Consider the following 14,136-nt stretch of genomic DNA (forward strand, 5'->3'; position numbering starts at 1 on the left):
GGTAGAGCCAGGGCGGCCTTTGCTCTTGGTATCTTGCCATGCGGAGCCCATCCCTTGAAAGATGCCGCGCCCCACTAGCCCCAGCCCCCGACCAAGGACTTCGGTCAGAACGTAGACAACGCCATTGCCCAGTAGGGAAATAGCTGTCCGCAAGCGCGGCGCGATCGCATCCCTGGTTTCAATCGCCAGCGTCACCACTAGCGGAATTCCTTTTAGCTGGTTCAGCTCGGCCCGGCGCGGCGAGTATATTGATATCTGCCCAATTCCTCTTTCTGTCAGCACAAACAAGTTATAGCGGCTTTCAAAGATAGCTTTGGGCTCATTCACTAGCCGATTCAGGCGATATCGCCAGGATAGATCGTTACGAAAGCGCTCAATCTCTCTAGAAGACATCATCCGAGTCGAGTACAGGCTTTTCTTGATTGACTCGGTATCAGCGAGGCGATTGAGCAACGGCTGAACGACCGCGTTGGCGACTTGAATCATCAGATTTTCTAACAGCTGTTCACTACGGGCGATCGCCTGCGGTGTCGTAGCCAAATACAGCTCGCTTTCGATCATCACTGCCTCTTGAAACAGCCAGTGACCAAATAGCTTAGGTACGAGCGGAATGTTGTTCAAGATTTGCATCTCGACAAAGGGCTTCTCCTGCTGTAGCAGGCTGACGACCTCCTCTTCGACATTGCTCACGCGCACCGTGTAGTATTTGCCAAAAAATTCTGTATTCACCACGTCCCATAGGTCTTTGAGCACCTGGGATGACATCGCCGATAGCTGACCGGGAGTGACCTGCGAAGCGCGTAAGTCTGCCAATAACTCTTCTAGCTGCCTCAGCACCAGATACAGCAGCTCCAGCTTCTTATCAGGCCGTAGAATATCGATTTCTAACGGCTGATCTCCCGCATTCTTCAATGGTCGCTGCAGCTTCGCAAACACCCCTTCAAACACTGCATTCTGTACCTCTCCCGGTCGCCCTGACAAAGCCCCTCCCAGCCGGGACTCAATCTCGGCTAAAGCGGTGGCGGCTCTGGGGACCAAAGCCTCTCGCTCTAAATATCGCGCTGCCGTTCTGTCGGCGTAGCTAGCTGCGGCTTGCCCAGAGAGCCGCAGCCAATCTGTAGCTGGCTTTTGACCGCGCGCTGCCTCCGCCATCATTCGGCCTGAGGGCTGAGCTGAGTCGAAGCCTGGCGTCTTCCACAGCATTGCCATTAGCCACCTGGCCGCTGTCAGCTCGCGCTTTTTGCCATCTAGAATAGTCTGCTGTAGCCAAGACGTTGTCTGCTGACGAGCGACGCTGATATCAAATAGGTTTTGATCGATTTGCCTCAGTCCTGAGAGCCGCATGCTGATCCGCATCGCCGTCAGCGGGCCGGGAATGTCGTCGAGGCGTGAGAGTGAGCTTTGGCTACGTTCTGTTACGAAGGGGGCAGGCTCGGTTTCGGTTGCGCTCGGATATTGAGGTGGGTACTGGGCCGAGTTTTGGGGTGAGGAGGCGTCTGTCTGGGACTGAACCTGGCCAGCGGCGGCTTGGCGGATGAGCTGCGCTAGGGCGCGAACGGACATGCTGCGGGTGCCGTAGCCGTTGGCTCCCATACGTTCGGCGGCGGCTTGAAGGACGGGTTCGGCCTGCGCGCCTAAAACCAAAATGGGCAGGTCGGGAAATTCTGTCTTGAGCTGTTGACACAACGCCAGGCCTGGCGTCGCATCAGGATCTGAATCACCGATGCCTAGATCGAGCAAGACCAGATCGATAGGAGGATTGAGCGGCTGGTCTGACTGGCGTAGGGCCGGATCGTCGAAGGAGCGCTGGTAGTTGTCGAAACGCGATCGCACTTCTGCTAAGGCTTCGTCCGAGCTACCGGCTTCGGCTACGACAGTAAAATCACTCTGCTGCTCTAGCCACACTTTGAGCCCCAGTCGAAACACCGGGTCAGCGTCGACTAGCGCGAGCTGTAGCTGATTCTGGTTGGGGCTGCGCTGGGGGCGCGTCGCGTCACTCATTTAAAGTTGTCGCTTAGTTGTCGCTCGCAAAGCTATCGCGATAGCTGTCCTTACCAGCTATCGTCGTCATAATAGCCATCGTCGTAATAGCTATCTTCTTCGTAATAGCTATCCTCACTATAGTCGTCATCATACTCTTCGGCAGGCTCCTCTAGAGACCAGATGTAAGCCCGTTCGTCTTCCCATATAGCAATGCTGCTGCGGGCTTCGCTATAGAGGGCGCGACCCGGTGCGATTTGATAGGCCTCTTCGATCGCCGCTGAAAAATGGCCGATCGCCGCTAGATTTTCAGCTCGAGTCAAGATTGGGCGATCTTCGATGATTTCAATTTCTGTGGTCCATTCTGAAACGGCAGCTTGAGCCGTGTCGTAAAGGGCGCGGCCTTCTTTGACTTTCTTGGCTTGGGCGATCGCAGCTTTGAGCTTGCCGCTATCAGCCAGCTTTTGAGCCTGGTCCATAAGCGGCTGATCTTCAATGATCTCAATTCGATCTTGCCACTCAGCGATATAGGTTTGTCCTTCGATTCGTAGCGCTCGGCCCTGCTCTACTTTTTGGGCCTGGGCAATCGCCTGACGCAGATTGTCCTTATCTCCTTTAGTCGCGATCTGCACAGCTGCATCGAGGATGGGGCGATCTTCAATCCGCTGAATTTCTTTTTCCCAGTGAGAAACCAGCGTCTGGGCCTGAATTCTTTGCGGGCGCTCTTGGGTGATTTGTTCGGCTTTGGCGATCGCCATTCGATAGGTCGCTTTTCGGCCAATCTCGGCTAGGGCATTAGCAGAGTGCAGCTTGACGATATCGTCTAGCTTTTGCTGCCACTTGGCAGCGCTATCTTGCGCCTCCAGATAAAAGGGACTAGTGGTTGAAATGCGCTGAACTGCTTGAATGGCCTCCAGCAGGTTGTAGATTTGGCCATAGGTCGGTGCTAGCCGATCGCCTTGATTGCTCGCTAGGCGCTGGGCATGGCCAAAATGCAGCAGGTCTTTGGCCTCAGTGGTCACTGCCAAATCGGGCGGCACTCGCTGCACAATTTTGATCGCTGCCTCGATATCCTCTTCTTCCCACTTTTGAAAGCTGTATTGCAAAGCGCGCTCTGCCCACTGGTTAATATCGGGCTTGGCCTCTTTCCACGCTGCCGTTTCTAGGTTGATGGCCTCAATGATCGCTAGCGCTTCGCCCAGCTTGTCCAAATTACCTGTCTTCTCACTTTGAGCCACCAGCGTCCTAGCTTTTTCTAGCAGGCGGCGACCGTCTTCTTCTCTGTCTATTCTGGCTTCTAGCTGACCATAGCGAGTGAGCACCCAATAGTTGCTGTTCATCACCTTCAGGCGCTGCAAGTCTCGGCGAGCGCCAGACCAGTTTTGAGCCGCAATCTTTTGCTCGACGGTTGACTCTATCTCTTTGCCGGCGCTCCATTCTTTATCCCAAGTGGCGATCGCGCTCTTGAACCTGGGATACACGTCGACTCGCCTGGGAATGCGCCTGGCCAGTGCGATCGCCCGCGTCACCTCACCGCGCTGTACCATCCTCTCTAGCTCCGGCAGCAGCGCCTTAGCCCAGCGGTTCATCAGCCGACTGGCTTCCTCATACTCAGGATGCGACTCCTGCCAGGGCTCTACCATCTCAATCGCCGCCACTAGCGCCTGCGCCGAGCCTGACTGGACGCTAGCTTGAGCGCATAGCAGCCGCTCACGATCGGTGCCAATACTCAAAATCTGATTGCAGTTTGGCAAAGGGGGATTGCGCGTCATGATCGACACTGCCCGCCAGCTCACAGCGCCCGCCACCATCAGAATTGCCGTCCATACCAGCGGCCAAAACAAGCCTTTGGGTATGCCTTTTCGAGGACGAGAGGCAGTGACAGCACCAGAACTAGAGGCGGCAACGGCACCAGAACTAGGAGTGGAATTAGACGCGGAGGCGGGTGGAGTAGATGTCATAGCAGCAAGACCCAGCAGCTAGTAGATAGGGACAAAAGCTCTGTACAAACAGAGTGCAAATACTAAGGATGAATTGTCCTAAAGCTATCAACAATATTTGATATATAAAGCTGCTCTACAGTTCCCACTGAATCAGAAGCCTAGCCTTCCGCATCAAACACTTTGATTAATTTTTTGTGTAATTGTATAGCAATTCGCCAAATGCATCTGGCGAATTGTTGAGTACTTAGATTTATTCAATAAACGCTATCGCCCAAACCGCGTTTGGATCAGCTCAAACAATGCTCGCATTCCCATGGCTTCTCCACCTTCTGGGCGGCCTGGGCGTGATCGCGTGTTGTATGCCATCAGATCGAGATGTATCCAAGGCGCTTGGTCTTGAACAAACTCGCTGAGAAATAGCGCCGCTGTAATCGAGCCTCCATAAGGCGTACTAGAGATATTGTTGAGATCGGCAACTTTACTCTCTAGCATCGCCCGGTAAGGCTGGTGCAGTGGCAGTCTCCACAGCGGATCGTCCACTGCCTCTCCTGCGGCTAACAGCGCCTCAGCCGTTTCGTCATCGTTGCAAAACAGCGCTGCGATCTCGGCCCCCACTGCTACTCGCGCTGCCCCGGTCAGTGTGGCGCAATCGATTAGCAGATCGGGCGATTCACTGCTGGCCTCTGTCAGCGCATCTGCCAGCACGAGCCTGCCTTCTGCATCTGTATTGCCGATTTCTACCGTGGTACCTTGGCGAGCAATCAGCACATCTGATGGCCGAGTTGAATTACTAGAAATGCTGTTTTCAACGGCTGGCACCAGCACCCGGAGCGCTACAGGTACCTTGAGCTGCATGATCATTTGGGCTAAACCTAGTACCTGCGCCGCGCCGCCCATGTCTTTCTTCATCAGCTTCATTCCTGCTGCGGCTTTGATATTCAATCCACCCGTATCAAAGCAAACCCCTTTGCCCACTAGAGTGACCGTGGGGTTATCCACCTCACCCCAGCGCAGATCAATCAGCCTAGGCGTCTGAGTACTGGGCGCACTGTTCGCCTGGCCCACCGCGTAGATCATGGGATAGTTCTTTTCTAAGAGCGCTTCACCGAGCGTGATCTCACAGGTAGCACCAAAGTGCTGAGCTAGCTTTTGGGCGGCATCGGCTAGGTGCTGTGGTGCCATATCCAGCGCAGGTGTATTGATCAGATCGCGGACCAGATAAGTGGCTTCGGCGGCGGCAGTGACGTATCTATCATCGACGCTGTCAGGAAATTCAAGCTCGGGCAGGGCATCAGCTAGCTGCTTGTAGCGGGTGAAGCGATACTGGCCTAAGACCCAGCCGAGACAGAGCTTGGTCGCAACATCAGCCGAAAAATCATCAGCTAGCGCGTATTTTTGAGCCGGTAGCGTCTGAGAGAGCGCCCCTAGCGTCCAGGTGTCAAAAGTCTCAGGCATGCCGACTAGCACCTGGTCTAGCTCACCATCAGCAGAAGGCAACAGGCAGTGACTGCCTGGCCTGGCCGTGAATCCAGACATCTCTAGCCACACTGACTGATTGACGTAGTCATGTTTGACTTGTTCTTCATCGACAAAATGTAGTGGGATAGTGCGTGTCAAAGCTAGCGCTCCAAATGATTTTTTCAACTGTATACCTTTGCGTCATCGCCAGAGACAAAAAACGAAAACGGCCTTGCCACTGACAAGACCGCTTTAATTTGGAGATTTTGGATTATCGGAAACCTTGATCTGGAGATTGTGGCTCCAAAGCCTTAACCGCTTTAAGACGCTACCGAAGTCGTGAGTACTTCAGCTAACAGAGCCTTCAGCCAGCAGCGTCTACTGAGCAGTCACTTCAGACTTTTGAACGCTCCCAGCTTGGAAAGCTCTTTCTAGACGCATGACCTGCTTAGCCTTGGCAGACAATGCACTAGCATCAATGCGGTTAGCAATCAGAGCATCGAAGGAGAAGAGGCCAGGGCCGTTGACAGTGAAGTACAAGAAGCAAGCTGCGTAGATTGCAGAGAGCTCTAGGTAAGGTAGGCTCAGACCGGCAACCTTGACGTGGTGGTACATCGCAACGCACATAGTGCTAAAGAGGCCAAAGGCGGCAGGGCGAGTGAAGAGACCTACCATCACCAAAGGCGCGGCAATTAGCTCAGTGTAGGCAGCGACGTAGCTAAGGAAGATCGGGAAAGGCAAGCCCAGGTAGGCAACGTATGCCTGAGCAAAGCTTTCGATATCAGCGAGCTTGTCTTGACCGTTGTGGATCATCATCAGACCGATGATGACGCGGGCGATCGCAAGCGTTGCCTGTGAAGCAGTATTAGCGTTGACGTTGGGTTTGAAGAAGAGACTGGTGAGTGAGGAGATGTTCATGGGTGGCAGTTAAGAAATATGTAAGACGTTAAGTTTTATGAAACGTTATGTAAACAAGTATAACAAACGTAAACCGCTTTTGGTCTCTCAAACGACCGAATTAGAAAGGTTTTTCTGACATCGCGAGAAATATGATAAGCCAGACATTTTCTGAGAAAAGATTAGGGATTCAAGTAGAGATGGATGCTATGTAGAAACGGATGCTGTTGGCGAATCCAAAAAAGCAACTCAAATCTTTCAAAAACATTCTTAATTCACTTTGTCAAGGTGAAAAATCAATTGGTCTGACAGCAAGGGCTTGGTTCGGTAATTTAGTTCGGTAACAGGATCGGAAAGCTTAAGACACAGGATGCTCGGGTAATCTACTAATCATGAATTGTTACCCAACTGAACTCCATTCACCTCAACGCCACGGAACATGCTGCACTTTGACCGCGCGTTTATTGACATGGTGCGATCACATCCCAAATCCAAAGCATTACTAGATAAAGCTCCTCTCACACCGATCCTCGTGGCTGAGAGTATGCTTGGGCACACGCTTCCGCCAAGCTACAAAGAGTTCTTGAGCCAGCTAAACGGTGGTGCTTTTAGTGGTATTCAGCTATTTGGCATTGACCGAGGCGACCACCTCGATTTCATACTTCAATTAGCCGAGCTGTCTTCGTTTATCCCGTCGGTAGAAGCACGCATAATGATCCCGTTTGCCCGAGACTGGGGTGGTAGCATATATTGCTTCGATACGTATCATCCGGCAGGTGATGGTGAATACCCAATCTGGTACTGGAACCACGAGTATTCAGAAGAGCCCGCTGACGCACCGTACGTCTGGTTCCAGGTTGAGACAGACTTTGTCACTTTTATTTATAGCCAATTCTCACAAGGGAACGGCAGATAACAATCTAATGCACCCGAGGAGCGAAGTTGGGACAACTAGGTGAGAGCCCAAACTGAGCCACGTCTAAAAGCATAGATAACACCGTTGGCGAACAACGAAAACCCGTGCTAGGGCTGTATTTCTTTGTCATCAAGAAATAATGAGAGCAGGTGCGAGCTTGTTCCAATAATCGGAAATCTATAGCTGAGAAACAGCCCTACAGGTATGTTTAAACCTGTAGAGAAAATGGTCAGCGGCCCGGCAGTATCACTGATTGGGCTTTGCGTATCGCACTTCTCTATGATCAAAAGTCTAAAAGACTTGATAAGGATGAACGCCTAGCTCCTTGGCGACAGCTCGACCTTCGGGTACAGGGATAGCGGCTTTGCAGGTTAAGGCCTCCGCCGATGAACCTGGAGCAGTTGTCGAGGGGCCTTAAAATTTTTGATTGATATTGATAGATGCGGATTACCGTTTTTGAGTACGAGCGTGGGCTGGAGTATATAAAGGGGCGTTTTAGGCGAGAACTGCCGCCCGGTCAGTATTGGGTTACGCCAATTTTTGGCAGCAGAATGATTCGTAAAGTAGACATTCGTTCGCAGTACGTATCGGTTCCTGGGCAAGAGATTTTGACCGCTGACGGGATTGGCCTGAAAGTGAGTCTGAACGTGGTTTATGAGGTAATAAGTCCAGAAGTCGCGATCAATCAGGTAGCGGCGTACTCCACGGCGCTGTACAAAATAGTGCAGGACGGTCTGAGAGAAGTTGTGAGTGAAGTCTCAATGGAAGATCTGCTCATGAACCGTAATATCCTCAGTCAGCAAATTCTTGAGCGGGCCACGCCTGCTGTTGCACCATTAGGTCTACGTTTGACTCAGGTCAGTATTAGAGATCTGATGCTGCCAGGAAAGCTACGTGACCTATACGCTCAAGTTGCCCAGGCCAAACAAGAGGGAGTCGCCCAGCTTGAGCGGGCCAGAGGCGAGAGCGCAGCCCTACGGAATCTGGCGAACGCGGCCCGGATGATTAATGACAATCCTAATCTACTGAAGCTGCGCTGGCTGCAGGCGCTAGAGCAGTCGACAGGAAACTCGTTTGTGATTTCTACCGATCTTTCTGTAGAAGAAAAGCTGTAGAAGAAGAGAAAATGACAGCGTAACGGTTTAGATAGTGATAGCGCTAAGTGATTTTTGGTGCTGAGCGGTTGGAATCAGCGAGTGGGCTGCGATCATGCCGCTGGCTGCAACTGCGGGCAGTCCAATTCCAGGAAAGGTAGAATCTCCGCAGCATAGCAGCCCTCTTACTGGCGTTAACGGCCCTGGAAATAGCCCTTTGCCCGCCTGAATCGCTGGGCCATAAGATCCTCGGTAGCGCCTTAGATAGCGCTCGTGAGTCAGTGGCGTCCCGGTCAGGTTCAGCGTGGTTCGCTGTCGAATGTCAGGAATGACTCGCTCTAGTGCCTGCCACATGACTTCTGAGCGCTTTTCTTTTTGCACCGCGTAAGCCTTGCTGCTTCTAGTCATGCCTGCCCAAGGTTCGTAGGGTTCGTTGCCAGGTGTGTAGACATGCAGTGTATGTTTGCCGGGCGGGGCTAGTGAAGGATCGAGTACAGACGGAATCGAAATTAGCACTAAGTTCTGGGGTGCATCTACGCCTTTGGCCCAGTCATTGACCACAATATAGTGACAGGCTAAATCTGAAGGTAGGTCTTTCGCGTCTATGCCTAGGTGCAGGTGCATGAAGCTTTCACAGGGGGGGATGTGCGATCGCCTCTCCACAAACTTCTTGGGCAGCACCCCTTCGGGCACTAGCTTTAGCGTGTCCCAAATCGAAGCGTTAGAAACAACCGTCTGCGCCGCTATTCTCTCGCCGCCGCGCAGCGCTACGCCCGTTACCCTGCCTTCCTCAGTAGTAATCCCGCTCACATGCGATCCAGTCTTGATTTCGCCGCCGTGCTTAGTCACGCCTTTAGCCAAAGCTTCTACCAGCGCCGCTGACCCGCCAATCGGATAGTCAAGCTGCACATTAGGTCGATACCAGTCGGCAAACATAAAGGCGACTTCGGCGGTACTTGTGCCACTCGCAGGCAGGCCAGAGAGCAGAAAGCACAGCATATCTAGCCAGTTACGCGCAAACGGATCGGTAATGACCTCATCCATAATGCGGCTAAAAGGCCCGGTCAGCTTCAGTGTGTTCAGGCTGTGCTTTAGCAGCTTGGGCACGAAAGGCGCAGCGGTTCTGACCGCGCCCCAGTCAAATCGAACGGCGGCGGTGGGCAAGGCGACGGCTGCACTGGCCAACGGCTGCATCACCCGCTGCAGCTCTCGCCATTCGGCCACGGATTTGGGGCCGCGCAGCCTTTGCAAGACCTCACAAAATTGGTCTGCGCCGACAGCCGTATCAAAATCGCCTTCGGGCAGGCGACAGCCCCAAGTGTCGTAGTTTGCCCACGCGATATCTTCGCCGATGATGTCGAGCACCTGACGCAGCGGATTGGGTGAAGGGCTTTCGGACAGCCCCGAATATAACGAAGGGCCAGAGTCAAAGCGATGACCGTCACGCTCAAACCCGTGAGCGGCCCCGCCAATTAACGTATGACTTTCACAGACCGTGACTTTTTTGCCGTAGTGGGCTAGCAGGGCAGCGCAACACAGCCCGCCGATGCCACTGCCGATAACGACAACGTCTGTTGTTTTTGACGCCATATCTCTAGTCAGAATAGGGTTCAGCCTAGAGTTTTACACTAACTAAAGTTTTATGCTGAGCGGATCGGATAGTGGAGGATTGACACAAAGACTAGAGGTTGTGTAGAACAGCCTCTATAGCCTTCAGATAGCATTCGATTTTCAGCGACTAAGCGTCTCAACCTTGAGTCTCTACTATCTAGAGCAGCTATCTAGGACAGTATCCATGCCTGACATAATATTTGACCAACAAATCAGTCAAACGCTTGAACTCTCCTACTACAAACCTTTCGCTCGTAGCGTACTAGCAAACGGGACTAGAGAAGAAGTCAACCTTCTCTATGACCAAGGGATCGTCTGCAGACCTAACGTCGTTGCTTTTCATTTAATAATCGGTGATGCTTGGCTGACTGTGCAGCAGTCAAATCAGCTCAGCTACGATTCAAACGCAGCTAGGGCGCTTATCGTACCCTGGACGGTACCAGCAGAAGGTCGGGTATATCTTTGTGCAGGACACCATGGCTATCCACTCGATATAGAGGCTGGGCAGTACACGCTGCTATGGGAGCTGAGGCCGCTGACCGACCAGGAGCTAACCTCCGAGGAAAAGTACGACATATTCCCTAAAAAAGGTAGCGAGGAGTACATCGACTTCTTTGAACTGGGTCGTCTAACGTTCGTACCTAGTACTGAAGCCGTCAAACCGACCGCACTGGTCTATACAAAAAACTATTCTATGGTGAAACAGTATACGACTACGTCTAGCGATGGCGGTGAAAAGTCCACCGTATTGGAATATGGAAACAAGTCATCTGTGCCCAAAGACTTGATTGTCTTTGACGAGCCTCTAATCGACGATACTGCGGCTAAGAGTGCAGCAGCCGAAGCGCAAACCGAACGGAAAAAACCTAGCTGGCAACCTTACCTGAAAGCAGGATTTGACTATCTGTCTTTGGATGACGCTATCTTTGGCATATTAGAAAGAGAACAAGGCAAAGAACTTCTAGTCGAAGACTTTATGAATGAGCTGTTTGTTGAAGAGATGCCGAGGCCAGATTTTCTGCAAGCGAGGAACAGGGTTGATAACTTATTGATGGGCGGCGTTCTTGAACGTAGATGGTTCTCTCGCCCTATTGAAGCAGGTAGCGTCAGAAGAGCATATCGACTGCTTCGATAGCAGTCTGAGAGCATAACGCAACGGCTACAAGGTTTGTAGAACACTCTCTGTAGCCTTCTGAACATTCAGGCAGACAGCTTTTCTATTTTCTCTTCTTCTTTGGCCCGAAAGCCAGCCATAACCGCTGTGCCATCTTTTTCAAACAGGGGCCGCTTTAGCAGCATCGCGTCATCTGCAAACGCCTCTACCCACTGCTGGTCGCTCCAGGTTTTTTTCTCTTCGCCTAGAGCCCTGTACGAGAGGCCGGAGGTATTTCGCATCGGCCTAGCAGTCAGCGCTTCGACCCATTTTTCAATCATAGGTTGGGTCGGTGGCTGTTCTTTCGTGTTGATGAATTCGTAGGCAATGCCTTTGTCTTCTAGCCAGGCGATCGCCTTCTTACAAGTGCCGCAGTTGGGAATGCCGTAAACTTTCAAAGTCATAGGAGATATATAGAACGTAGGTTAAGCCTGGTCGTTGGAAATTGCTTTAGATAGTCTATGTCATTGAGCTAGAAGGGCCACGCACTAGAAGAGCCATGCGCTAGAAGGGCCGCGCTAGAAAGGTAAGACAGAGACTGGCGCGGGTTCGGCTGGAGGCGCAGTTGGGGGAGAGGCCGGGGGAGAGGTCGGTGCTGCTGGCGTGGCGGGTCGCAGTTGATCGGCGCTCAGACTGTTGACTAGATAAAGTGGGATCGGCTGTCTGCCGATTTGGACAATGGTGGCGTTGTCGAGCACCTCTTGATAGATGGCGTTTTGGTTGAGCTCGGCCTGAAAAAATCCGAAAGTCAGCGCTTCTAGGTAGCTATCGACTAAGGGCAAGTCGCTGTTGAGCAGGCCGCTAGCAAGGGCAGGATCAGCGCCTTCTACCTCGGGAAATTCGTAGAGATGCGAGCCGCCTCTAATCAGGGCCAGAAAATGAGCTGGTGCGTCTGGCGATTGGCTTAGCCAGGTGAAAGGGCGAACTTGTTCTAGCAAAGCCGGGGCGACCGGATCGTTGGTACCTGAGATGATCAGGCTAGGAATATCAATTTGTGAGAGACCGCTGCGGCCAAACAAGCTGCTGGTGACCGGATTGAGGGCGATGACGGCTTTGATTCGCTCGTCTTTGAGCTCGGCGGTAAACTGGGTAGAATCTAACAGGGCGGTACATTGCAGCAGCATAGACGGGTTAGCTTCGTTGAAGATGAAGTCGTCTGAAGCGCAATTAGCGGCTAATGTCTCGCGGTTGAGCTGTGCGCCTGCTAGGGCTAGCGCTGTGTAGCCGCCAAAAGAATGACCGATGATGCCAACCTGGTCTAGATCTAACTGACCGATCAAGTCACTGTTACCTGCATTTAGCCGGGTAAGTTCGTCTAGCAAAAAAGAGACATCTAAGGGGCGATCGCGAAATTCACCCGGCGTGGCAATCTCTCTTTCATTACCGCTCAGCACCGCGTCTAGCTGAGTTCGATTGCTGCCAGGATGATCGAGCGCCGCGATCGCGTAGCCGTGACTAGCCAAGTGGCGAGAGACATTGACAAAGCCTTTGCGATCGCCTGCCAACCCATGAGAAAAGATAATCACAGGCGCGGGCGGCGCATCGACTGGCAGATAGAGATCGGTGGGAATGAGGCGATCGCGCGTTAGATCAACAGGCTCCAACATCTGCTGTGTGACCTGATAAGGCCCAGCCGCAGAAAGCTCATCTAACGTGGGGGCAGCGCCAATGGTCGCAGCGGGGACACTGCGACGGGAGATCGCAGTGATCGCATTTTGCGTATCTCGAATCAGACCCGTAAAAGATCCCAACCCACGCAGCGCCTGACCCGAATCAATCCGCACCGCTCTAGAAGGAAAGTAGTCTAATACGCTGAGCAAAGACAGTCCTTCTGGCTCGGCAGCGGCTAGTACTAGCGCCCCTCGTAACCCTTGAGCACCGTTGCTTCGACCCTTAGTCTGAATAATATTGCCGACCGAGCGCAAGATATTTTCACCAATGCCCGAGTGCAAAAACTGAGAGATATTCACCGGGCTGATCTCTTGCTTAGCCTGTAGTGCCTGACGAAACTGCGCTTGCTGCTCTTCGCTCAGATACCTGATGTAGGGCGACAGTTCCTCATTGGCTTGCCCTGTCCGGGCATAGATCCGCAGCGCCTCGACCGAAGTCGAAATTTCAGCAAAGCCATAGGTCAAAATCACCTCTTCAGCCGCCACCGCCGGACGGGCCATCATCAGCGGAAACAGCCCACTAAGACACAGGCCGCCGAAAAAGCTAGCGGCTAGACCAATTGATCTTGTCTGGCCTTTGCCTGTCTGGCCTTTGCCTGTCTGGCTTTGAACCGCCCCGCTTTTCGAGACTCTCTTGCGTAAACGTTCTCGCGATGAACCTTTAGATGAACCAAGCAAGCGATGGCTTCGAGCAGAGAAGAAAAGCATAGGTAAATTGACCAGGATGTCACTGTATCAAAGGCTAAACCGAGCGGTTTAGCTTTCTGCCAATCTTATCCGATCGCTTCAAACTTGATAGCCGACCTATGAAGCGATTAAGCTTTTAGGCTGACTGGCACAACGCCTTCTCTGAGTCCTTTTTGCTCATGCAGCCAGATATTCTGGGTAAATGCAAAGCGACCGAACGTAGAGATGACTGCCTTAAATCCTTGATAAGGCAACCCAGGCCGCGAGATAAACTCTACCTTCCGCCACTCGGCGAGCTGCATCTTTTGTACCGCCTCTACCTCTGGCTGTCGCTCGCTTTGAATTGCCTGAAAGACTTCGTCGGGCACCTTGCCGTTGCGGTTATCTACCAGCGCTAGGTGATTGGCTACCACAATCGCATCTCGAAGCGCCATATTAATCCCCTGGGCGCGGTTGGGTGCCATCGGGTGCGCCGCATCCCCAATGAGCAATAGTCCTGGAATGCTCCACTGTTCGCAGCAGCCCACGCGCACATCCAAAAAGATCGGCCCTTCCAATTCATCTTTGTAATCGCGAAAGTGCTCTGCCAGCTTCGGCGGCAGCGCCCTCACAAATCGTTCAATCCAATCGCTCTCCTTGAGCTGAGCTAGATGCTTGCCTGAAGGCTGAGCGGAGTCGAAGCCTTTCTCCACGATCCACCCAATCTGCAATCGCCCATCCCAAGAAG

Annotated in this window: 12 protein-coding genes; 4 read left to right on the forward strand and 8 right to left on the reverse strand. The window is 52.6% G+C overall.

Going from position 1 to position 14,136, the window contains the following annotated elements; all coding sequences use genetic code 11:
• Positions 1-2,001: DUF3685 domain-containing protein (locus IQ256_RS25510; protein ID WP_193858515.1), on the reverse strand; the 2,001-nt coding region annotated here is incomplete at its 3' end.
• Between the two features lie 50 nt (positions 2,002-2,051).
• A complete protein-coding gene (locus IQ256_RS25515) occupies positions 2,052-3,752 on the reverse strand; it encodes a hypothetical protein (protein ID WP_193858516.1) in 1,701 nt (566 codons plus the stop codon).
• Here IQ256_RS25515 and IQ256_RS25520 point away from each other — a divergent pair.
• Positions 3,751-3,963 carry a hypothetical protein gene (locus tag IQ256_RS25520; protein ID WP_193858517.1) on the forward strand — a complete coding sequence of 71 codons (213 nt, stop codon included), beginning with the start codon at positions 3,751-3,753 and terminating at the stop codon, positions 3,961-3,963. The genes IQ256_RS25515 and IQ256_RS25520 overlap by 2 nt on opposite strands.
• 224 nt (positions 3,964-4,187) lie before the next feature.
• On the opposite strand, the gene IQ256_RS25525 is transcribed toward IQ256_RS25520, so the two are convergent.
• Positions 4,188-5,540 (reverse strand): M17 family metallopeptidase, encoded by a 1,353-nt coding sequence (locus IQ256_RS25525; RefSeq protein ID WP_193858518.1) that lies wholly within the window; start codon positions 5,538-5,540, stop codon positions 4,188-4,190.
• Positions 5,541-5,759: 219 nt separating this feature from the next.
• Positions 5,760-6,299 (reverse strand): DoxX family protein, encoded by a 540-nt coding sequence (locus IQ256_RS25530; protein ID WP_193858519.1) that lies wholly within the window; start codon positions 6,297-6,299, stop codon positions 5,760-5,762.
• Positions 6,300-6,717: 418 nt separating this feature from the next.
• Here IQ256_RS25530 and IQ256_RS25535 point away from each other — a divergent pair, with 418 nt between their 5' ends.
• Both IQ256_RS25535 and IQ256_RS25540 read left to right on the forward strand, forming a co-directional pair.
• Positions 6,718-7,194, forward strand: coding sequence for an SMI1/KNR4 family protein (locus IQ256_RS25535; RefSeq protein ID WP_193858520.1), 477 nt, complete (start codon positions 6,718-6,720; stop codon positions 7,192-7,194).
• Positions 7,195-7,634: 440 nt separating this feature from the next.
• A complete protein-coding gene (locus IQ256_RS25540) occupies positions 7,635-8,309 on the forward strand; it encodes a slipin family protein (protein ID WP_193858521.1) in 675 nt (224 codons plus the stop codon).
• Positions 8,310-8,336: 27 nt separating this feature from the next.
• Here IQ256_RS25540 and IQ256_RS25545 read toward each other — a convergent pair whose 3' ends face one another.
• Positions 8,337-9,878: an NAD(P)/FAD-dependent oxidoreductase gene (locus tag IQ256_RS25545; protein WP_193858522.1), complete on the reverse strand. Its 1,542-nt coding sequence runs from the start codon at positions 9,876-9,878 to the stop codon at positions 8,337-8,339.
• A gap of 205 nt (positions 9,879-10,083) precedes the next feature.
• Here IQ256_RS25545 and IQ256_RS25550 point away from each other — a divergent pair, with 205 nt between their 5' ends.
• Positions 10,084-11,034 (forward strand): hypothetical protein, encoded by a 951-nt coding sequence (locus tag IQ256_RS25550; RefSeq protein ID WP_193858523.1) that lies wholly within the window; start codon positions 10,084-10,086, stop codon positions 11,032-11,034.
• Positions 11,035-11,099: 65 nt separating this feature from the next.
• On the opposite strand, the gene IQ256_RS25555 is transcribed toward IQ256_RS25550, so the two are convergent.
• The 3 genes from IQ256_RS25555 to IQ256_RS25565 all read right to left on the reverse strand — a co-directional run.
• Complete coding sequence (locus tag IQ256_RS25555; RefSeq protein WP_193858524.1) at positions 11,100-11,456, reverse strand: Spx/MgsR family RNA polymerase-binding regulatory protein; 357 nt, start codon at positions 11,454-11,456, stop codon at positions 11,100-11,102.
• 114 nt (positions 11,457-11,570) lie between these two features.
• Positions 11,571-13,430, reverse strand: coding sequence for an alpha/beta hydrolase (locus tag IQ256_RS25560; RefSeq protein WP_193858525.1), 1,860 nt, complete (start codon positions 13,428-13,430; stop codon positions 11,571-11,573).
• 107 nt (positions 13,431-13,537) lie between these two features.
• A partial coding sequence (locus IQ256_RS25565) for an FAD-dependent monooxygenase (RefSeq protein ID WP_193858526.1) occupies positions 13,538-14,136 on the reverse strand: 599 nt, incomplete at its 5' end.

Origin of the sequence: cf. Phormidesmis sp. LEGE 11477 (assembly GCF_015207105.1) — a bacterium.
Lineage (GTDB): Bacteria > Cyanobacteriota > Cyanobacteriia > Phormidesmidales > Phormidesmidaceae > Phormidesmis.

What these genes read in the sequence shown, in the direction of transcription:
- IQ256_RS25520 (WP_193858517.1), top strand. Translation starts at nt 3,751, where the DNA reads ATGATCGACACTGCCCGCCAGCTCACAGCGCCCGCCACCATCAGAATT.
- IQ256_RS25515 (WP_193858516.1), bottom strand. Translation starts at nt 3,752, where the DNA reads ATGACGCGCAATCCCCCTTTGCCAAACTGCAATCAGATTTTGAGTATT.
- IQ256_RS25530 (WP_193858519.1), bottom strand. Translation starts at nt 6,299, where the DNA reads ATGAACATCTCCTCACTCACCAGTCTCTTCTTCAAACCCAACGTCAAC.
- IQ256_RS25535 (WP_193858520.1), top strand. Translation starts at nt 6,718, where the DNA reads ATGCTGCACTTTGACCGCGCGTTTATTGACATGGTGCGATCACATCCC.
- IQ256_RS25540 (WP_193858521.1), top strand. Translation starts at nt 7,635, where the DNA reads ATGCGGATTACCGTTTTTGAGTACGAGCGTGGGCTGGAGTATATAAAG.
- IQ256_RS25545 (WP_193858522.1), bottom strand. Translation starts at nt 9,878, where the DNA reads ATGGCGTCAAAAACAACAGACGTTGTCGTTATCGGCAGTGGCATCGGC.
- IQ256_RS25550 (WP_193858523.1), top strand. Translation starts at nt 10,084, where the DNA reads ATGCCTGACATAATATTTGACCAACAAATCAGTCAAACGCTTGAACTC.
- IQ256_RS25555 (WP_193858524.1), bottom strand. Translation starts at nt 11,456, where the DNA reads ATGACTTTGAAAGTTTACGGCATTCCCAACTGCGGCACTTGTAAGAAG.
- IQ256_RS25560 (WP_193858525.1), bottom strand. Translation starts at nt 13,430, where the DNA reads ATGCTTTTCTTCTCTGCTCGAAGCCATCGCTTGCTTGGTTCATCTAAA.